General features: G+C 55.0%; 27 protein-coding genes. 5 read left to right on the top strand and 22 right to left on the bottom strand.

The features are described from left to right. Window positions 1–239: 239 nt before the first annotated feature. From QP868_RS02150 to QP868_RS02065, 18 genes are all read right to left on the bottom strand, one after another. Window positions 240–434, bottom strand: a complete 195-nt coding sequence (locus QP868_RS02150; RefSeq protein ID WP_284924975.1) for a hypothetical protein — start codon at window positions 432–434, stop codon at window positions 240–242. A gap of 82 nt (window positions 435–516) precedes the next feature. Beyond that, window positions 517–1,011, bottom strand: a complete 495-nt coding sequence (locus QP868_RS02145) for a hypothetical protein (protein WP_284924972.1) — start codon at window positions 1,009–1,011, stop codon at window positions 517–519. Further along, window positions 963–1,841, bottom strand: a complete 879-nt coding sequence (locus QP868_RS02140; RefSeq protein WP_284924970.1) for a hypothetical protein — start codon at window positions 1,839–1,841, stop codon at window positions 963–965. Before QP868_RS02140 ends, QP868_RS02145 begins: the two co-directional genes overlap by 49 nt. Window positions 1,842–1,856: 15 nt before the next feature. Further along, a complete protein-coding gene (locus tag QP868_RS02135) occupies window positions 1,857–2,087 on the bottom strand; it encodes a hypothetical protein (RefSeq protein ID WP_284924969.1) in 231 nt (76 codons plus the stop codon). Window positions 2,088–2,202: 115 nt separating this feature from the next. Beyond that, on the bottom strand, window positions 2,203–2,679 hold the full coding sequence (locus QP868_RS02130; RefSeq protein WP_284924967.1) for a helix-turn-helix domain-containing protein: 477 nt from the start codon (window positions 2,677–2,679) through the stop codon (window positions 2,203–2,205). Then, entirely contained in the window at window positions 2,679–3,167 is a 489-nt protein-coding gene (locus QP868_RS02125) for a single-stranded DNA-binding protein (protein WP_284924966.1), read from the bottom strand. The genes QP868_RS02130 and QP868_RS02125 overlap by 1 nt, the downstream gene beginning before the upstream one ends. Continuing rightward, complete coding sequence (locus tag QP868_RS02120) at window positions 3,164–3,487, bottom strand: HNH endonuclease (protein ID WP_284924965.1); 324 nt, start codon at window positions 3,485–3,487, stop codon at window positions 3,164–3,166. Before QP868_RS02120 ends, QP868_RS02125 begins: the two co-directional genes overlap by 4 nt. Next, window positions 3,484–3,837 carry a hypothetical protein gene (locus tag QP868_RS02115; RefSeq protein ID WP_284924963.1) on the bottom strand — a complete coding sequence of 118 codons (354 nt, stop codon included), beginning with the start codon at window positions 3,835–3,837 and terminating at the stop codon, window positions 3,484–3,486. The genes QP868_RS02120 and QP868_RS02115 overlap by 4 nt, the downstream gene beginning before the upstream one ends. Beyond that, window positions 3,830–4,309: a hypothetical protein gene (locus tag QP868_RS02110; RefSeq protein WP_284924962.1), complete on the bottom strand. Its 480-nt coding sequence runs from the start codon at window positions 4,307–4,309 to the stop codon at window positions 3,830–3,832. The genes QP868_RS02115 and QP868_RS02110 overlap by 8 nt, the downstream gene beginning before the upstream one ends. Beyond that, window positions 4,309–5,184 (bottom strand): YqaJ viral recombinase family protein, encoded by an 876-nt coding sequence (locus QP868_RS02105; protein WP_284924961.1) that lies wholly within the window; start codon window positions 5,182–5,184, stop codon window positions 4,309–4,311. Before QP868_RS02105 ends, QP868_RS02110 begins: the two co-directional genes overlap by 1 nt. Window positions 5,185–5,553: 369 nt before the next feature. Then, window positions 5,554–5,742: a hypothetical protein gene (locus QP868_RS02100; RefSeq protein ID WP_284924959.1), complete on the bottom strand. Its 189-nt coding sequence runs from the start codon at window positions 5,740–5,742 to the stop codon at window positions 5,554–5,556. Next, window positions 5,739–5,945: a hypothetical protein gene (locus QP868_RS02095; protein WP_284924958.1), complete on the bottom strand. Its 207-nt coding sequence runs from the start codon at window positions 5,943–5,945 to the stop codon at window positions 5,739–5,741. The genes QP868_RS02100 and QP868_RS02095 overlap by 4 nt, the downstream gene beginning before the upstream one ends. Further along, window positions 5,926–6,135 (bottom strand): hypothetical protein, encoded by a 210-nt coding sequence (locus QP868_RS02090; protein WP_284924956.1) that lies wholly within the window; start codon window positions 6,133–6,135, stop codon window positions 5,926–5,928. The genes QP868_RS02095 and QP868_RS02090 overlap by 20 nt, the downstream gene beginning before the upstream one ends. Continuing rightward, a complete protein-coding gene (locus tag QP868_RS02085; protein ID WP_284924955.1) occupies window positions 6,132–6,329 on the bottom strand; it encodes a helix-turn-helix transcriptional regulator in 198 nt (65 codons plus the stop codon). Before QP868_RS02085 ends, QP868_RS02090 begins: the two co-directional genes overlap by 4 nt. A gap of 5 nt (window positions 6,330–6,334) precedes the next feature. Further along, window positions 6,335–6,457, bottom strand: a complete 123-nt coding sequence (locus tag QP868_RS02080) for a hypothetical protein (protein ID WP_284924953.1) — start codon at window positions 6,455–6,457, stop codon at window positions 6,335–6,337. Next, complete coding sequence (locus tag QP868_RS02075) at window positions 6,454–6,774, bottom strand: hypothetical protein (protein WP_284924952.1); 321 nt, start codon at window positions 6,772–6,774, stop codon at window positions 6,454–6,456. Before QP868_RS02075 ends, QP868_RS02080 begins: the two co-directional genes overlap by 4 nt. Before the next feature lie 259 nt (window positions 6,775–7,033). Continuing rightward, a complete protein-coding gene (locus QP868_RS02070) occupies window positions 7,034–7,309 on the bottom strand; it encodes a hypothetical protein (protein WP_284924950.1) in 276 nt (91 codons plus the stop codon). Between the two features lie 64 nt (window positions 7,310–7,373). Then, a complete protein-coding gene (locus QP868_RS02065; RefSeq protein WP_284924949.1) occupies window positions 7,374–7,631 on the bottom strand; it encodes a helix-turn-helix transcriptional regulator in 258 nt (85 codons plus the stop codon). A 199-nt stretch (window positions 7,632–7,830) separates the two neighbouring features. Between QP868_RS02065 and QP868_RS02060 the strand changes: the two genes are divergently transcribed. The 4 genes from QP868_RS02060 (at window position 7,831) to QP868_RS02045 (ending at window position 11,185) form a co-directional block, all read left to right on the top strand. Then, window positions 7,831–8,340 (top strand): hypothetical protein, encoded by a 510-nt coding sequence (locus QP868_RS02060; protein WP_284924947.1) that lies wholly within the window; start codon window positions 7,831–7,833, stop codon window positions 8,338–8,340. Window positions 8,341–8,358: 18 nt separating this feature from the next. Further along, a complete protein-coding gene (locus QP868_RS02055; protein ID WP_284924946.1) occupies window positions 8,359–9,639 on the top strand; it encodes an SNIPE associated domain-containing protein in 1,281 nt (426 codons plus the stop codon). 71 nt (window positions 9,640–9,710) lie between these two features. Further along, the gene (locus QP868_RS02050) at window positions 9,711–10,121 is read left to right on the top strand and encodes an ImmA/IrrE family metallo-endopeptidase (protein ID WP_284924945.1); all 411 of its coding nucleotides are present in this window, start codon (window positions 9,711–9,713) and stop codon (window positions 10,119–10,121) included. Next, window positions 10,121–11,185, top strand: a complete 1,065-nt coding sequence (locus QP868_RS02045) for a tyrosine-type recombinase/integrase (protein WP_284924942.1) — start codon at window positions 10,121–10,123, stop codon at window positions 11,183–11,185. The genes QP868_RS02050 and QP868_RS02045 overlap by 1 nt, the downstream gene beginning before the upstream one ends. Window positions 11,186–11,263: 78 nt before the next feature. On the opposite strand, the gene nrdF is transcribed toward QP868_RS02045, so the two are convergent. Genes nrdF through nrdH form a run of 4 tightly spaced genes read right to left on the bottom strand, consistent with a single transcriptional unit; the run spans window position 11,264 to window position 15,063 of the window. Continuing rightward, a complete protein-coding gene (gene nrdF, locus QP868_RS02040; RefSeq protein WP_284924940.1) occupies window positions 11,264–12,238 on the bottom strand; it encodes a class 1b ribonucleoside-diphosphate reductase subunit beta in 975 nt (324 codons plus the stop codon). Between the two features lie 27 nt (window positions 12,239–12,265). Then, window positions 12,266–14,428 carry a class 1b ribonucleoside-diphosphate reductase subunit alpha gene (gene nrdE / locus QP868_RS02035; protein ID WP_284924938.1) on the bottom strand — a complete coding sequence of 721 codons (2,163 nt, stop codon included), beginning with the start codon at window positions 14,426–14,428 and terminating at the stop codon, window positions 12,266–12,268. Next, a complete protein-coding gene (gene nrdI / locus QP868_RS02030) occupies window positions 14,398–14,811 on the bottom strand; it encodes a class Ib ribonucleoside-diphosphate reductase assembly flavoprotein NrdI (protein ID WP_284924936.1) in 414 nt (137 codons plus the stop codon). The genes nrdE and nrdI overlap by 31 nt, the downstream gene beginning before the upstream one ends. After that, the gene (nrdH, locus tag QP868_RS02025) at window positions 14,812–15,063 is read right to left on the bottom strand and encodes a glutaredoxin-like protein NrdH (RefSeq protein ID WP_040348029.1); all 252 of its coding nucleotides are present in this window, start codon (window positions 15,061–15,063) and stop codon (window positions 14,812–14,814) included. It abuts the gene before it with no gap. A 554-nt stretch (window positions 15,064–15,617) separates the two neighbouring features. Between nrdH and QP868_RS02020 the strand changes: the two genes are divergently transcribed. Then, on the top strand, window positions 15,618–16,598 hold the full coding sequence (locus QP868_RS02020) for an AAA family ATPase (RefSeq protein ID WP_284924932.1): 981 nt from the start codon (window positions 15,618–15,620) through the stop codon (window positions 16,596–16,598). The last annotated feature ends 8 nt before the right edge of the window (window positions 16,599–16,606 follow it).

The raw sequence follows: 16,606 nt of genomic DNA, 5'->3' as shown, positions 1-16,606 counted from the left end.
TTGCTATCGTGTATTCCTTTTTGCCTGTCATGCTTCCTCCCAGCACCCGCAGCCACTGCCCTTTTTTACTGGTGGCCTGGTGATGATCACTTTCGGGCTGCTCGGGTGTGAGGGGAGTGTCGCGAGTAGCTCTTCGGCTTCTTCATACGTTTCGAATATTTGTGGTGAACGCGTGTATGCGTCATGCCCGCATATGTAGATTCCGTTCCTCATGCCTACTGCGTATTCTCTTTTCTTGGTCATGCTTCCTCCCAGTCGGTGCCTGGTGTCCTGCGGACAATGATCATGTGGTGCTTGTGAGGGTATTTGTCGAGCAGCTCTTTTGCTTCCGCGTGCGTTGGGAATGTTGTGGGTGAGGTGACGAGGAATCCTGTGGCCCCGTCTTCCCACAGGCTTTTGAGCGTCGCTATGGAAAACTCTTCCGCTTCTGTCATGTCGGTTTCCTTTCTGGCATCAAAAAAGGCCCCTAGAAGGGCCTAGATTTTCTTCGATGGGTGTTTGGTCGTTCTTGCCGTGTTAGGCCGTTCTAGGCTCCTGGTCGAGCCGTTCCGGGGTATTTGTGGTTCCATCGGCCAACCGTGATTGCACTTTCTGTTTCGCGAACTCCGGCCAATACCGCCGAAACTCCCGCGTCACTTCCTCCAAGCTCGGGTTAATCCCCGACTGCTTGAACCGCTTCACCACGAGCTCGGACAACTCCACCCGGTCCCAAAAATCCGCCGGGCAAGGGACACCCTTACCGTCCGCCTTCGGGATCGCCCTCACCCCGTCACGGTCCTGACGCATCTTCGTCACCGTCGCTAGAATGTCCCCCGGCATTGCCCGACGTGCCTGCGGTTGCAGGTAATGCTCCTGGATCGCCTCGACCCAATCATTCGCCAGCGCGTCAGGTTCACGCATGACCGCGCTCGCCCACGCCCTGACCTCGAAATGATCAGTCTCCCGCCTGTCGAACCCGGCGATTATGCGCAGAATTTGCGCTGCTCGCTCTTGGGCTTCTTGGAACTCCACGACGCTTCCCCTTCGATTTCTTGTGCCTGCTGGTTGGGTTGTTGGTTCATGTAGTGCGCGAGTACCGCGTCGTTTGCCCGGTGCCGTTGCGCGTCGAAACTCAACCGGCCCTGATCGAGTACCCCGTCGATGTGCTGGCCGATGGTCTGCTTCGTAATTGGCTTACCCGTCCGGTACACGTGAACGCACGCATCCCGGAACTGCTCCGGAGTCAGACCACGGTCTTTCAGGCACCATTTCGCGATGGCTCGTAACCCGTTCCAGTTGGCAGCCTTTCCAATCGCTTCGTAAGCCGTTGAAGTGACCTCGTTGATGTGTTTTTGCTCGGTCGTGTTTTTGCCAGTGGATGGCGCGTCAGCGCCGATCCACGGTTTATTACTTATCTCTTTCTCTTTCTCTTTCTCTTTCTCTGCTACGTTTTTGCTACCCCGTTTGCTAGGCGTTTGCTTAGCAATTTGCTTGGCAATTTGCTTAGCATTTTGCTTCTTCGCTAAACCGCCTTTCCGGCCCGCCTCCGCCCTGACCAGGCGTTTTGCTTCAACTTCCGCTTTTGTCTCCTGCATGTCACAAAAACCGTGCAGAAGATAGTCCCCATTGTCGAGAGCTATGAGACTTGGTGCCTCGTCGTCGTTATTTAGCAACTCTTTCAACACGTGGGGAAGCAAGCGCTTAGCAATTTGCTTACCAATTACTCCATCCGTCAGGTACTTCCTGGAGTACAAAATCAACTCCACGTGAGCCCTAAAAGCCGCGTCCGAAAGACCCACAATTTTTGGGTGGTCCGCGTAGTCCAAACTCAACCGTGCGAACTTTTCAGACCGTCTCGCCATGACCTGCCTCCTTCCTCAAAACGGGACGTCCTGCGATGTGAAAACCAGCTCCACCATGTGCGTGCCTTTCTCACACTTCGGGCCACGCTCCCACGTCGTAGACACAATTTCCCGCGACGAATCATCAGGTAAGGCCCCAGCGTCCACGAGACCATCAATGAGCGCCTTCACTGTCGGGTGGGCGTTTTCCATGTCAGCCCGCGCTGAAGTGGGGTACCCAACCCGGACCGTAAGAAGTGTCGGCACTTGCACCTTGAGCCGGTCACGCTTCGCCAGGAATTTCGCCCTGGTGCGTAAAGCCCTTGTCATCTTTGCCTTCTTCGCCCAGTGGTAGCGACCGTTCGCGGTCACCCACTCATCATTAGGCACTGAGATACTGATCCCAGTCCTTCCGCACTGCTTCTGCACGAGCCCTCCCAGACGGCCCCTCAAGGCCATCAATTTTGCGTAAAAACCTGTCAATCTTTCTGGCTACGCCCACATCAAGACGTTTCATTTCACCGTGTATGCATCGGTAGATCGTCACCTGTGGCACCCCGACTTCACGAGCGATCACATGCTGCGACCATCCCCGAGCTTGTGCTTCCCGCAGCCGGTAAGTGAGGTCACCGAGGGGAACGTTCACAATGTGAGGTACCGTGTCCCCCAGCGTCACTGAAAGGACCAGCTGTTCCGTTACCAGAGCGCACTTGTCCCGGTACCGCGCCACGTTGCACACGGTGGAAAGAGCCACCCCGGCGGCTTTCGCGATCGCTGGGAGGCTCGCCCCCAGCTCGACAAGGTGGTTGATGTGGGCCCGCGCCTCACGTGTGGAGACGCGGGTACCCTGTTTGCCCATCAGAACGGTGCCTCTGATTGGCCCCACTGCTCGCCCCACTCGGCGTTCGTGGGTGTGCCCTGCCACGGGTCCTGCTGTGGTTGCTGCGCCTGCTGTGGCTGGCCCCACTGGGACTGCTGTTGGGTCTGTTGTGGCTGGTTCCTCTGAACGGTCGCCGTCGCAAACTTCAGCGACGGGCCCACCTCGGTAACGTCCACCTCGAAAACAGTCCGCTTGTTCCCTTCCTTGTCCTCAAAAGACCTGGATTTCAGCTTCCCCTGCACAATGACCCGGTTGCCTTTAGCCAGCGTCTCAGCCACGTTCTCCGCTAGATACTTCCACGCATTACACCGCAGGAACATCGGCTCACCGTCCACGTACTGCCCGGCCTGCTTGTCAAACACTCTTGGCGTGTTAGCGACAGTGAAATTCGCAACCGCTTTCCCTGACGGGGTGAACCGCAATTCCGGGTCAGCCGTCAAATTCCCAATCAAAGTAACTTCAGTCATTTCTTTCTCCTTGTAAACCTGTTCGTTAAAAACCATGAAATGCCGTCCGGGTATCTCACGGGAATTACTGCCGGGTCGTCCCACTGGCGCAATTTCCACCCGTTTTTCCGGCCTATTTCCGCGTATTCCGCATCCATTTCCAAAGCCTGATTGTGGGCACCGCACATGGTGACGAGGTTCTCTGGAATATCCAGGGACTTGGAACCACCCATTTGGCGGTTCTTTCGATGTTGGATCGTCAACCCGGCGGGGGTTCCGCAGGCGACGCACTGCCACCCGTCCCGGTCATAAATTTTCTTCCTGAGCTTCTGCGTGATCACCTTTCGCCAACCCCCGCTACATCAAACTGGGCCAGCACGGATTTGTTGAGTGATTGGTAGGCCATCAGCTCAGATTGGAGCGCCTTAGCTAACCGGTCCGCGTACCTGTAAGCCTGGTCCGCAACGTCCCGGGCTTCACGCTCCCCCATCGACGCAACATCAGCGTGATAACGCTTCTCCCCTTGTGGCCCCTCATAAGCGAGGTACGCGGACGCGTAGGCTTTATCGAATTTCCGGTCTGCTTCCAGGAACTCTCCGTACCGTTGGTTGCACACGATCACCGACTTGGAAATGCGGGCGCTCAGCTCCCGGATGTGGTTCTCAATCGCTACCGGGGTCAGCTCAGCCACGCTTCAACCCCTCAATGAATGTTGGTGGGGCACCGGCGGCTTTCGCCTGGGCCTTCACCTTTTCGAGTTCCTCATCAGACTTCGCGCTCAACGCCATTTCCTGGAACTGTGCCGGTGTCACCTGTTCCTCGTGGCGTTTCACTTTCGCCATTTCCTCACGGGTCACACGACGGTTACCCGCGTAACCGAGGTTGGCGAGTGCCCTTCCGATAGCCGAGGTCTCCCCGGTTTCCAGGGCGGCGGCCCGCTGGGTCATTCCCGCCCCGTCGATCTCGAAGGCATACCCGGTAGCGTCGGGTCTTTCCCGCTCACTGTCACGAAAAACAAGGGCCTTGACCACCCACCTGGTACGGCCTGGTTCACCGTCCATTGAGACAAGATCAGTGATAATCCGGGCCTCTGGGTGGTCCTTATAGAACCGGTTGATACGTTCCTCTACCGGCTCGTAATTCTCTAAGTTGATTTGTGCCATTAGTCCCCCTTCGCTGGCGTGACACGTAACGTAGGCTCTTTCTCCACCGTGGACTTGTACCCGTCCATCACTTCATGCAATTCCGGGTGCTCAGCCCACATCTTCTTCCAGTCGAACTTCTCCATCGGTTTCGACTTCGTGTAAGACACTGACCCCACCTCGGACACGTACTTAAACGGTGCCCCCTGGGCTTTAGCTTCTTTCTTAATCCGGTCGTACACTTCGTCTTTCTGGTCCTTCGCCACCCGATAATTCGCCAGCTCGGTCGCATAATCCGCGAGAAGCAAATCAAGGTACGAGTCGGCCTTTTCCAGGAACTTCACCGCCGTGTCTTTCAAGAACTCGATGCGTTCGTCGTCCCACTCCACCTTGAACTCGTACAAGTTCGGCTCAGGCCACATGACCCCATCAACCTCGCCGTAGCACTCAGTGATGATCAGGCCCGCTTGCGCACCCGTGACCAGCATCTGCCACAAAACCTGGTCCACGTGTTCTTGTGGTGGCGTGTACTCCTCGGGCGGGAACTTCGGCTCACGCTTCCGCGTTTTGATGTCCCCCACCATCTCCCACGCGTCATGGATCAGGTCAGGAGTGGCGGCGAAACGCCGGTCCTGCTCCCACAACATCAAATGCTGGTTGTGCTCCCAACCGTCACCTTTCACACGGTCAGCAATCACCGGCTCCCTAGCCTGCCCATGCAACGTGTACTTGTTGCCGGTGAACTTCGACCCATGCAGCTTCTCGCTCCGCAATTGCGCCCACACGGACGCGCCACCATTAGCCAACTTCGCCACATCAGTAGCCGTCACACACTCACGTCTCGCCTGCTGCCACTCCGACACATCCACAGATGACGGTCCATAAATCAATTCCATTTCTTCCCCCTTTTGAATGAGTCAGACCCCGCCCGGTCAGCATTTTTCGTTGCCGTGTCACCGGTGGGGTCTGGGTACGTAATACGTTTAGGTCTTAACGGGTCAGGTGGTCTTAAATGTGGCGGTAACAGCATGAATAAACGTGTCTCACCGCCAATTCACCAGTCGGGTCTTCGCTCATGGACTTGTCCTGCGATTGCCTGTCAAGCACAGTTTTCACATGTTCATGGTTGCGGAAGAACCACAGCATGAACTTGTTGACCTTGCGCATGTTGGGTTCGTTTATTGCCACTCCAACACGCTGCATCAACTGCCGCATTGGCAAGTCACCTGGAATACTCAACAGGGACTCTAGATACTCTTTTGGTCTCATAAGTCATCGACCGCCTGTATCGCGTCAGTGACGGCGGCGAGGATTGCGAGGAACGCCACCGCTAAACCGGCGAGGTAGGCCATGTGGTGTATCCCGCCAACGAACGAGGCGACCATCACCCCCGCGCCAATGATTGTGAGGGGCGCGTAAATGAGACAGAATCTTCTAATCAGAAACTTCTTCATGCGAAAACCTTTGTGTAGTCAGTGAACAATTTTTCTGCGACCATGACCTGCTTCACCGAGTTTTTGTACTCCGCGATCAGGTCGCCCAGCTCAGCTACGGGCACGCCGTCGGCGACACAATCAGCCAACATTCCACCCGCCAGCGTGCGAGCCTCCCGCGCCTCCTGGATCAGATTCGTCATCTCAACCGCAATCGGATTCATGCGCCTTATCCCATTCGTCCATCAAGTCCGACAGTTTCCGGTAAGAATCCGCATAAGGCCCGGTAGCGAACCTTTTCGCGTTATCCACCCAACCGTTCATCAACGCGACCGCAATATCATTCCCGAGCCTTTCCATACGCGCCCGAGTAACCCGAATGTCTTTGTTAATGTCACTCACTGTCCTGCTCATGCTGTCCTCCGATCTCTGAGCCATGCCTGAACGTCCTCTTCCAGGTAGCCCCGGCATTTACCGTTCACGTCCACCCACGCAGGACCGAACGCCCGAGGCTTCCCTGCTTGCAAAAGGCCACGGTCCCGGTACCGCCACTGCTCCAAAGTCTGGTTAGACACGCCCAAGAACTCGGCGACCTCCTGACTGGTCATGATCCTCATTCCCGCCACCACCGCTCAGGGTCAGAGGCCTCATTCCAATCAAAAATGGTGTAATCCTCATCCGTGTGCTCGTCGTGTTGTTCAGCCCACATGGCCTGCATGCTCTTCAACTTGTTCATGCTCGCCTCCACACGCGGATAACCGACCCGTGCCGTGAAGCCCGAGTGGGAACCGTGAACCCGACAGGCACAATGTCCCCGCGTCGTTTCGCAGCCGTAAAATGGGCTGGGAGAAGGTTTGGGCGGTCCCTCATCGCGAGGAACACATGAGGCATAGCACGGAGTTCCTCCCGCACGTCCTCCGCAGTAAACGCCTGCCCCAACCCTGCGAGGTGCTCAATAGTGGCGCGGATATGCTCACTCGCATTAGCCCGAGCCTCGTCACTCGCGATCACCAGGTCAGCGCCTAGTTGTTTGAGTTCTACTCCAGTTGTCATGCCGACACCTCGCTTTCTGGGTGTGCGCACTTTTCCCTACACTCCTCGCACCTGCGATATGGCACCGTCAAGATGCCTTGATCGCCTCGGTGGTTGATCGTGGACATCGCTATAACTCCCCTATCCGTGTACGTGCGGTAACACACCGCGCACTGGACTGTGAACCACGCCTGGCCCTCGCGATTTTCCTTCGCTACAAGCCCTGTGCACATGCCAGGAACGCGGGGCAGTGGTTTTCCGGGGTTACCCCATTCGCCCCTCATTTGATTCCCTCGCCTTCGACCGTCCAGACCAGTGGGGCACCGTCCGTGCTGTCTTTGATAAGCCCGCCGATCAACTCACGAGCCGCTACCGAGTCCCTCACGGGTTCAGCGAGTTCGTTGATGGTGCCGTTGTTATTAACCGCCACGTTGAACACGCCTGGCCTGTCTGACGGTTCGCAGATCAGCACGTATATGCCGCGCTCGTCGTTCTTGCCGATAAGGGCTGCCCCGGTTGCTGGTAGTGGTGGGAATGAGTCTGATAATCTAGCCATTAGTTACTTGTCCTTTCTGGGACATTGGCCCTCACCTAGTTGCTGTAGGTGGGGGCAATTTCGTTTAGTTCGCGTAATCAATCTGCTCAAGAGTGAACAGGCGTTCCGTACCCATGCCGAGGGCCTGTGCAATTTTCGCTGCGGTCTCCGGGTTACATGTGTCGCGTTTTGTCCCAAGAATGTTGCCGATTGTTGAGGGTGCGACTTTTGCGCGTAGCGCGAGTTCCGCGTTTGTGAGCCTGTAGAAGCTCATGGCGAGTTTGATTTGGTCTTTGTGTGGCCGTGCGGTGAATCCCCGGCGGGTTTCTGTGTAGGCAGTCATCTCACCTCCTCCTAACTTCATTCTGTTCAGTGATGTTTTTGAACACTTTGAATATAGACCATGTGACTACAGTTATGCAACTTCTTCAGTGAACTTTTTGAAGACTAGCGCCAATAAGCGAATTACACGGCAGTTCTTTGTGACTGGCTGAAACACAGTAGGCTTGTACTGTTGTTGCCGAAAGTTGAAAGATGTTCCCGTGAGCCACTTGTCCGACTTGCTAAATAATCGCCTAAACGAGCTCAAGATCAAGCAGAGCGAGCTTGGGCGCTTAGCAAAGAAGCGCGGGGAAACCCTCTCAGCCGGAACTGTCTCGAACTACCTGAACGGGTCTCACGGAAAGCCTAGCCGGGCGACTCTCCGTGCATTTTCTGTAGTTCTGAGTATTCCACTTGAAGAGCTTGAAGACGCCGCGAGCTTCACGGGTTCTGAGCCATTTGAGCCTCACCGTGATGCAGACATGCTCACCGCTACACAGCGCGACGCTGTGAATCAGATCATCAGGCTACTAGCGGAAGGCAACAAGAATGCTTCACCATCTATTGCGCAGGAACAGGGAACACCAGGCGAAACGGGCGAAGGTGAGAAGACCCCTCAGCCGCCGTTGGACCGCCTCGGGTACAGTCTCGCAGCCACCACAGGACAACGAGCACTCGACGAAGAAGACGCAAAAGCCAACAAACGTGGCGAAGAAAACCAAGACACCTAACCGCCCAGGAGGCACAGAATGTTCGGCAAGAAGAAACGCCAGATCCATAACCTCATGCGTGAAGTAGCTGAGCTTAAACAGCAACGCGACCACGAGTGGAACCGCGCAAACTGGTTCGACGAGTTCTTCAAACAGCACGGAGGAACGTCCGTGTGGAATGCCGAACAAGAACTCGAAAAACTGCAAGACCAAGAAGCGCAAATCACCAAAAACATCGAACGGCTCAAACGGCAAACTGCGGAACTGCGAGCCTTAACCGACTTCCTTAAAGCCGAAAAAGTGACTCTTGAAGCTGGCCTCAGCACTCCCCCGCACCCAGCCGAGGACAGCATTGCGCTACAGAGCCAGCTAAGAACATTGCGCCAAGAAATCTCTACTAAGGTAAAAAGTTCAAAGGCAGTGTTCGGCGCAGACCACTTCGAAGTACCAACCACCAAGGCGCAAATATCCAAACTTGGCAAGGACATTGGAAAGCTCGCACTACGCGCATTCAACGCCGAAGCTGACAACGCCGTCAAAGGTGCAACAGCCACCAACTTTGAAACATCAGCTTCGAAGATATTCCGCTCGGCCAATGCCATTGAAAAGTTGGGAGCTACCGCAGGGGTCCAAATAGATCCAGACTATATTGAGCTGCGCGTGCGAGAGCTCCGCCTTGCCGTCGAGCATTTGGAAGCTAAAAAGCTTGAACGCGAACTTGAGCGGGAACGCCGTCAGGAACTCCGCGAACAAGCTGAAGCTGAGCGAGAGCTGGAGGCGGAGCGTAAGCGCATCGAGAAGGAAAAGCTCCACTACCTCAACGTTCTCAAAACGGTTGAGAAGCTCGGCGACACTGCAGAGACCGAAAAGATTAAGGCTGAGATCATCAGTCTTGAAAAGAGCATAAATGACATCGAGGCCCGGGAGGCAAATGCTCGTGCCGGATACGTGTATGTCATCTCTAACATTGGGTCGTTCGGCGAGCGCATGGTCAAGATCGGTATGACTCGTCGCCTTGACCCGATGGATCGAGTGAAAGAACTGTCTGACGCGTCGGTACCGTTCAATTTTGACGTACACGCGTTGTTTTTTAGCGAAGATGCTGTTGGTGTTGAAACAGCTCTCCACCAGCAATTTGCTGACCGTAAAGCGAACCTGCTCAACCCTAGGCGCGAGTTTTTCTTGGTAACACCACTTGAAGTTAAAGACGCGCTTCTGCAGATCGAGGGGACGCTCCTGGAGTTTACGGAGTACCCAGAGGCAGACCAATACCGTCAAACGCTGGTCATGAGAGAAAGTGACGAACAGGCGGAACAATAACCTTGCCGAGGTTCCGGTAAAAGTTCACCGCACCAAATAACCGTGTCAGTGCCTGTTCATAATCTACTGGCATGTATCACCCGTGGAACACTCTTCGCGACCAACCGGACTTGACCCTGCACTGGGCGAACCTCCCACCACCTTTCCATGCTGTCACGGACGGGGCGAATGTGTGGATGCACAACCGGCTTTTACAGGTCGAACGCCGGTGTGCGATTGCGCATGAGCTGGTGCATATTGAACGTGGCACCCAATGCGTGGACGACGCGGAAGAAACCCGGGTCCGCAGGATTACCGCCCAGCGCCTCATCGACACCGGCGACCTCATCGACACTCTGAAATGGGCCCACACTGTGGAAGAAGCCGCAGACGAGCTCTGGGTGACCCCCGAAGTCCTCACTGACCGCTTGCATGCCCTCTCACCCGTCGAAAAAGCAATGATCAACCACGCCATACAGACCGCGTGGCACCAGGAGCACTAATGGCGACCATCGAGCCGTACCAAACCAAAGCCGGGAAACGGTGGCGCGTCCGCTACCGGAAACCCGACAGGTCCCAAACCGACAAGCGGGGGTTTAAAACGAAACGGGACGCGCAACTTTTCGCCGCCACGGTGGAGACCAGCAAAGCCACCGGCACGTACATTGACCCCACCGCTGGGCGGGTCACCATTGGTGAGCTTGGTGAACAATGGTTACGCCACAGGACGAACGTCCGCCCACAAACAAAAACCGTGTACCGGACAGCCTTCCACACACACATCACGCAAGCATTCGCCACCACGCCAGTAGCCGCCATCACACCCGCTGACATTCGCGACTGGGTCGCCACAATCAACCGTGGGCCACAAACCGTGCGCCGCGCCCACTTCGTCCTCCACGCGATCCTTGAGACCGCGAAAACAGACGGGGTTATCCACAAAAACCCGGCAGACAACACCCCGAACCTGCCTAAACTCCCACCGAAACGACGCATCTACCTCACGCACGCGGACATTGAGAACATTTGCGCCCACGCCCCCGGCGAGTACCGGACCATCATTTACATCGCGTCATACATTGGGCTCAGGTTCGGTGAAATCAAAGCGTTGAAGTCCCAAAACATCGACACGAAAGCAGGGACTATCCTTGTGGAGGAAACCGCCACGAAGAACGGGTTCGGGCCAACGAAAGCAGGCGAGCCACGCACGGTAGGTATTCCCGGTTTCATGCTCCCGGAGTTGCGTGAAATGAAACTGAAAGGCGGAAGGCCGTTCTACCAGACCCCATACCCAAAAACAGTGGAAGGGTGGTGGCACCGCACAATCACCAGGGCCGGGCACGCCAGGCTGAGGTTCCACGACCTACGCCACACCGCCGCTTCTATCGCGATTGCTTCCGGCGCGTCAGTGAAAGTCGTACAGAACATGCTGGGCCACGCCTCGGCAACGATGACGCTGGACGTGTACGCGGCACTGTGGGAAGAGGACGTGACGAAGACGGCGGAGCGGATTGATGCGATGCGGTCGCGGGAACTTTGTGGGCAAAATGTGGGCAAAAGCTTGTGAGTGGGCATAAAAGAAGCGCCCCCACTCGGTGTTGAGAATGAGGGCGCTCATGTTGGTCATGGTGTCTGACCTGGGGTTTTAGAAGTCCCAGTCGTCGTCTTCGGTGTTTTCGGCTTTACCGATCACGTACGACGAACCTGAACCGGAGAAGAAGTCGTGGTTCTCATCACTACTTGGTGACAGCGCCGACAAAATAGCCGGGTTCACATTGGTCACCGTGGACGGGAACATCGCTTCATACCCAAGGTTCATCAGCGCCTTGTTCGCGTTGTAGTTCAAGAACTTCTTCACGTCTTCAGACAGTCCAACCGAATCGTAGAGGTCGTGCGTGTACTGCACTTCGTTCTCATACAGGTCGTACAGCAGAGCGAACGTGTAGTCCTTGAGCTCGTCGCGACGCTCCGTTGATTCGTTTGCCAGAGCACGCTGGTACTTATATCCGATGTAGTACCCGTGAACAGCCTCGTCACGGATAATCAGGCGAATCAGATCTGCGGTGTTGGTCAACTTCGCGTGTGCCGACCAGTACATCGGCAAATAGAAGCCCGAGTAGAACAAGAACGACTCAAGTAGAGTCGAAGCGACCTTGCGCTTCAGCGGATCATCGCCACGGTAGTAGTCGACGATGATTTGGGCCTTTTTCTGCAGGTTCTGGTTCTCGGTCGACCAGCGGAACGCCTCGTCGATTTCACGTGTGTTGCACAGCGTGGAGAAAATCGACGAATACGATTTAGCGTGCACCGACTCCATGAACGCGATGTTGGTGTACACAGCCTCTTCGTGTGGCGTCAACGCATCCGGAATCAGTGAAACAGCTCCGACCGTCCCCTGAATCGTGTCCAGCAAGGTCAAACCAGTGAACACGCGCATCGTCAGCAACTTTTCATCGTCAGTGAGTGTTGCCCACGACTGAACGTCGTTACTCAGTGGAACCTTCTCTGGCAACCAAAAGTTAGCTGTCAGACGGTCCCACACCTCCATATCGACGTCGTCTTCGATACGGTTCCAGTTAATCGCGTCCACATGGGACACCAACTTAAGCTTTTCGCTCATTCTTATCTCCCCTTGAAACCCGCGCGCCTACAGCATGCAGGAAACGCAGCCTTCGACCTCGGTCCCCTGCAATGCCATCTGGCGAATACGAATGTAGTAAAGCGTCTTGATTCCCTTACGCCATGCGTAAATCTGCGCACGGTTAACGTCACGCGTGGTAGCTGTGTCCTTAAAGAACAGCGTCAGCGACAGGCCCTGATCCACGTGTTTGGTGGCCTCCGCGTAAGTATCGATGACCTTCTCGTACCCAACTTCATACGCGTCCTGGTAGTACTCCAGGTTGTCGTTCGTCATGAACGGAGCCGGGTAGTACACGCGCCCGATCTTGCCTTCTTTGCGGATTTCAATGCGCGAAGCGATCGGGTGGATCGATGCTGTTGAGTTGTTGATGTACGAAATTGATCCCGTGGGTGGCACGGCCTGCAGGTTCTGGTTGTAGATTCCGTACTTCGCAACGTCATCGCGAAGCGCAGCCCAATCGTCCTGCGTAGGAATGTGGACGCCGGCCTTCTCAAACAGGTCAGCAACCTTCTGCGTGCGAGGCACCCACTCCTGCTGCGTGTACTTCTCAAAGTACTCGCCGCTTGCGTACTTGGAGCGTTCGAAGCCTTCGAAGGCCACGCCACGTTCTTTAGCGATTTCCATCGAAGCACGAACAGCGTGGTACGCCACGGTGTAGAAGTACATGTTGGTGAAATCCAGACCCTCTTCAGAGCCGTAGTGGATTGACTCACGGGCCAAGTATCCGTGTAGGTTCATCTGGCCCAAACCAATTGCGTGCGACATGTTGTTACCGCGCTCAATTGAAGGAACCGAGCTGATGTTCGACGTGTCTGAAACAGCGGTGAGACCGCGAATCGCGGTTTCAACTGTGCGACCAAAGTCGTCCGAGTCCATCGCCATCGCGATGTTGAGCGAACCCAAGTTACACGAAATGTCTTTACCCACGTGAGCGTAGGTCAGGTCCGCGTTGTACTCGCTGGCTTCTGACACCTGCAGAATCTCAGAGCACAAGTTCGACATGGTGATCTTGCCGTCAATGGGGTTGGCTCGGTTCACAGTGTCTTCGTACATGATATACGGGTAACCAGATTCGAACTGGATTTCAGCCAGGGTCTGGAAGAACTCACGCGCGCGGATCTTGGTCTTGCGGATACGCGCATCGTCGACCATTTCGTCGTACTTTTCCGTAACAGAAATGTCGGAGAACGGAACTCCATAGACCTGTTCAACGTCGTACGGGCTGAACAAGTACATGTCTTCGTTCTTCTTCGCCAGCTGGAACGTGATGTCCGGAATCACGACGCCCAAGCTCAGCGTCTTGATGCGGATCTTCTCATCGGCATTTTCGCGTTTGGTATCCAAGAACTTGTAGATGTCCGGGTGGTGAGCGTGAAGATACACAGCACCAGCACCCTGACGCGCACCCAACTGGTTGGCGTACGAGAACGAGTCTTCAAGCAGCTTCATCACAGGAATGACACCAGAGGACTGATTCTCGATCTTCTTAATGGGTGCACCTGACTCGCGGATGTTGGTCAGGCTAAATGCCACACCGCCACCACGCTTCGACAGCTGCAGGGCAGAGTTGATGGAGCGTCCAATTGACTCCATATTGTCTTCGATCCGAAGAAGGAAGCACGAAACCAGCTCACCACGCTGTTTCTTGCCAGCGTTGAGGAACGTTGGAGTCGCGGGTTGGAAACGCCCAGCAATGATTTCTTCCACGAGGTTGCGAGCAAGTTCGCGGTCGCCACGCGCCAAGAACAAGGCCACCATGACGACGCGGTCCTCAAAACGTTCCAAATAACGCTTACCGTCGAAGGTCTTCAGCGTGTAGGAGGTATAGAACTTAAACGCACCCAAGAAGGTTTGGAAGCGGAACTTCTTCGAGTAGGCGAACTTCGAAAGCTCAGAGATGAACTCGAAGTCGTACTGGTCCAACACTTCTTTTTCGTAGTATTCGTGCTCGACCAGGTAGTTCAGTTTTTCAGCCAGGTCGTGAAAGAAGACCGTGTTGTTGTTGACGTGTTGCAAGAAGAACTGGCGTGCGGCCTGACGGTCACGCTCAAACTGAATACGACCATTTTCGTCGTACAGGTTGAGCATCGCGTTGAGCGCGTGGTAGTCCAGGTCGGTTTCCTCGCGGATGATGGCTTCTAGGTCGCGTTCATGCGCTGTCGTTGACACAGTGTTTCCAATCCTTTGTCGACTTTTTCGACGTCGTCTTGTGTTCCAAGGAGTTCAAACATATAGAGCACTGGCACCTGCAATTTTGCAGATACCAGTTTGGCTGCTCGGCAGTAGTTACTTCCGAAGTTGGTGTTTCCGGCACCTATGACCCCGACAAGGTGTTCTCGGTTTACAGGCTGTGCAAGAAACTTTTTAACTTGTTTGGGAACCGACCCACGGTTGGGGCCGGCCCCATATGTTGGAGTGATTAGTACGTAGGGTTCGTGTACTTCGATCGTGTCTTCGCTGGTGAGAAGGGGAAGTCTACGACTCTCATGCGAAAGCTTCTGAACGAAGCGGTGAGTATATTCCGAAGGTGACGAGTAGTAGACAATCAGCATTTAGGCCACGCCGGATGACGAAACCGCGCCACCGCCGCTGAGCGTAGCAATTTTGTCGGGGCGGAAGCCCGACCAGTGATCGTCGTCAGTGACGACGACGGGAGCCTGCATGTACCCCATGGCTTTAACGACATCGAGTGCATCGGTGTCAACACTCAAGTCAATCGAGCGGTACTCTAAACCGCGAGCATCCAATGCACGGTACGTTGCAGTGCACTGTACGCACGCTGGCTTCGTGTACACGGTAATCATGTTTCTCCTCATCACGCTTGCATGTGTGTAGCCAGCTGAGGAGCCCTTCTGCCTGGAACGGACCTGCGTTAGGGGATCTCCGTTCCACGCGTAGCGCTGATATCAACGCCGGCGCCCTCATTCAGCTCAGACCACTAGATGTTGTGTCTGCCAGACACATTACCCCCATATCGTGTGTTACACCAGTGTAATTTCATGTGTGTGTTCTCACTGTGCACAGGGAGTGGAAACAGTTATCCAGGTTGTCCACACATGGAAATAACAAGCATGTAGTTCGACTACCAGCAGGTTTGCCCAGACATTCAGTTCGCTTCACACTTCGGACTTCACCCTTCATCCACAGCTACCCACATTCAAATTCCGATTTATCCACAGAAAAAATTCTTTAAAAATTTTTTTCACACGCACCCAACGAACATCGCGCAGCCATGGGTGACGGATTTGAGGAGAACCTTTCACGCCTGTTCGCGTACGTGTTTCGAGACTGACACACGCAGCTCAGCCACCTGCCACTTTTTTTCATATCCTAGAAACGACACCCCAGAAAGGAACCCATGAGTACCACATCCCAGGAAGAAGTCGCACACGCAGGCGCGCTTCTGGCCAACATCGAGTCCTATGTAGACACATATGTCGTGGGACAACAGCGACTGCGCGAAAGTCTGTTGATCGGCCTCCTCACCGGCGGCCACATTCTCCTGGAAAGTGTGCCGGGCCTTGCAAAAACTACAGCTGCCGCGGCACTTGCAGGTTCGGTCGAAGGAAAGTTCGCTCGCATCCAGTGCACGCCAGACCTCCTGCCGTCTGACATCATCGGTTCGGAAATCTACAACTCAGCCACTGGATCGTTCGAAACCCGTTTAGGCCCAGTACACGCCAACCTAGTCCTCCTTGACGAAATCAACCGCTCATCTGCTAAAACTCAGAGCGCCATGCTTGAAGCCATGCAAGAAAAGCAGACCACCATTGGCGGCGTTCGTTACGACCTCCCTTCCCCTTTCCTCGTCTTGGCAACCCAGAACCCTATTGAGCAGGAAGGAACGTACGAACTTCCTGAGGCGCAGTTGGACCGTTTCATGCTCAAGGACATCCTGGACTACCCAACCCACGAAGAAGAGATCGAGATTCTCAATCGCATTGATGCAGGAGTGTTCGACTCCCAGGTTGAGTCTGCGTGTAGCGTTGAGGACGTCGTTGAGCTGCGTGCCTTTGTCAAAAAGGTCTATATCGACCCAGCCATTTCCAACTACCTCGTCGCTATTGTTAACGCTACACGTAACCCTGAACGCTATATCGGCCCTTTGGCCCGCTTTATCGACTGTGGCGCATCACCGCGTGCTTCGATTGCGTTTACGCAGGCAGCGCGCGCATTAGCTGTCATGCACGGCCGGAATTATGCCGTTCCCGAGGACGTGAAAAGTTTGGCTTTGCGCGTTCTGCGCCACCGCATCATTGTTGGTTTTGAAGGTGCGGCCGAAGGCGTGACATCGGAAACCATCATCCACGAACTTCTCCGCGTGATCCCTGCCCCATGACAACACTC

Origin of the sequence: Brevibacterium sp. UMB1308A (assembly GCF_030230605.1) — a bacterium.
Classification (GTDB): Bacteria; Actinomycetota; Actinomycetes; order Actinomycetales; family Brevibacteriaceae; genus Brevibacterium.
The sequence above is the reverse complement of the archived record's forward strand: the minus strand, read 5'-3'. Positions and strand labels throughout refer to the sequence as shown.

Bases quoted from the DNA above. Each gene is read 5' to 3' on its own strand.
- QP868_RS02105 (WP_284924961.1), bottom strand. From the start codon at position 5,184: ATGGAATTGATTTATGGACCGTCATCTGTGGATGTGTCGGAGTGGCAG.
- QP868_RS02150 (WP_284924975.1), bottom strand. From the start codon at position 434: ATGACAGAAGCGGAAGAGTTTTCCATAGCGACGCTCAAAAGCCTGTGG.
- nrdH (WP_040348029.1), bottom strand. From the start codon at position 15,063: ATGATTACCGTGTACACGAAGCCAGCGTGCGTACAGTGCACTGCAACG.
- nrdF (WP_284924940.1), bottom strand. From the start codon at position 12,238: ATGAGCGAAAAGCTTAAGTTGGTGTCCCATGTGGACGCGATTAACTGG.
- QP868_RS02055 (WP_284924946.1), top strand. From the start codon at position 8,359: ATGTTCGGCAAGAAGAAACGCCAGATCCATAACCTCATGCGTGAAGTA.
- QP868_RS02085 (WP_284924955.1), bottom strand. From the start codon at position 6,329: ATGACCAGTCAGGAGGTCGCCGAGTTCTTGGGCGTGTCTAACCAGACT.
- QP868_RS02075 (WP_284924952.1), bottom strand. From the start codon at position 6,774: ATGACAACTGGAGTAGAACTCAAACAACTAGGCGCTGACCTGGTGATC.
- QP868_RS02080 (WP_284924953.1), bottom strand. From the start codon at position 6,457: ATGAACAAGTTGAAGAGCATGCAGGCCATGTGGGCTGAACAACACGAC.
- nrdI (WP_284924936.1), bottom strand. From the start codon at position 14,811: ATGCTGATTGTCTACTACTCGTCACCTTCGGAATATACTCACCGCTTC.
- QP868_RS02130 (WP_284924967.1), bottom strand. From the start codon at position 2,679: ATGGGCAAACAGGGTACCCGCGTCTCCACACGTGAGGCGCGGGCCCAC.
- QP868_RS02100 (WP_284924959.1), bottom strand. From the start codon at position 5,742: ATGAAGAAGTTTCTGATTAGAAGATTCTGTCTCATTTACGCGCCCCTC.
- QP868_RS02095 (WP_284924958.1), bottom strand. From the start codon at position 5,945: ATGAATCCGATTGCGGTTGAGATGACGAATCTGATCCAGGAGGCGCGG.
- QP868_RS02050 (WP_284924945.1), top strand. From the start codon at position 9,711: ATGTATCACCCGTGGAACACTCTTCGCGACCAACCGGACTTGACCCTG.
- QP868_RS02090 (WP_284924956.1), bottom strand. From the start codon at position 6,135: ATGAGCAGGACAGTGAGTGACATTAACAAAGACATTCGGGTTACTCGG.
- QP868_RS02020 (WP_284924932.1), top strand. From the start codon at position 15,618: ATGAGTACCACATCCCAGGAAGAAGTCGCACACGCAGGCGCGCTTCTG.
- QP868_RS02125 (WP_284924966.1), bottom strand. From the start codon at position 3,167: ATGACTGAAGTTACTTTGATTGGGAATTTGACGGCTGACCCGGAATTG.
- QP868_RS02140 (WP_284924970.1), bottom strand. From the start codon at position 1,841: ATGGCGAGACGGTCTGAAAAGTTCGCACGGTTGAGTTTGGACTACGCG.
- QP868_RS02065 (WP_284924949.1), bottom strand. From the start codon at position 7,631: ATGACTGCCTACACAGAAACCCGCCGGGGATTCACCGCACGGCCACAC.
- QP868_RS02045 (WP_284924942.1), top strand. From the start codon at position 10,121: ATGGCGACCATCGAGCCGTACCAAACCAAAGCCGGGAAACGGTGGCGC.
- QP868_RS02110 (WP_284924962.1), bottom strand. From the start codon at position 4,309: ATGGCACAAATCAACTTAGAGAATTACGAGCCGGTAGAGGAACGTATC.
- QP868_RS02070 (WP_284924950.1), bottom strand. From the start codon at position 7,309: ATGGCTAGATTATCAGACTCATTCCCACCACTACCAGCAACCGGGGCA.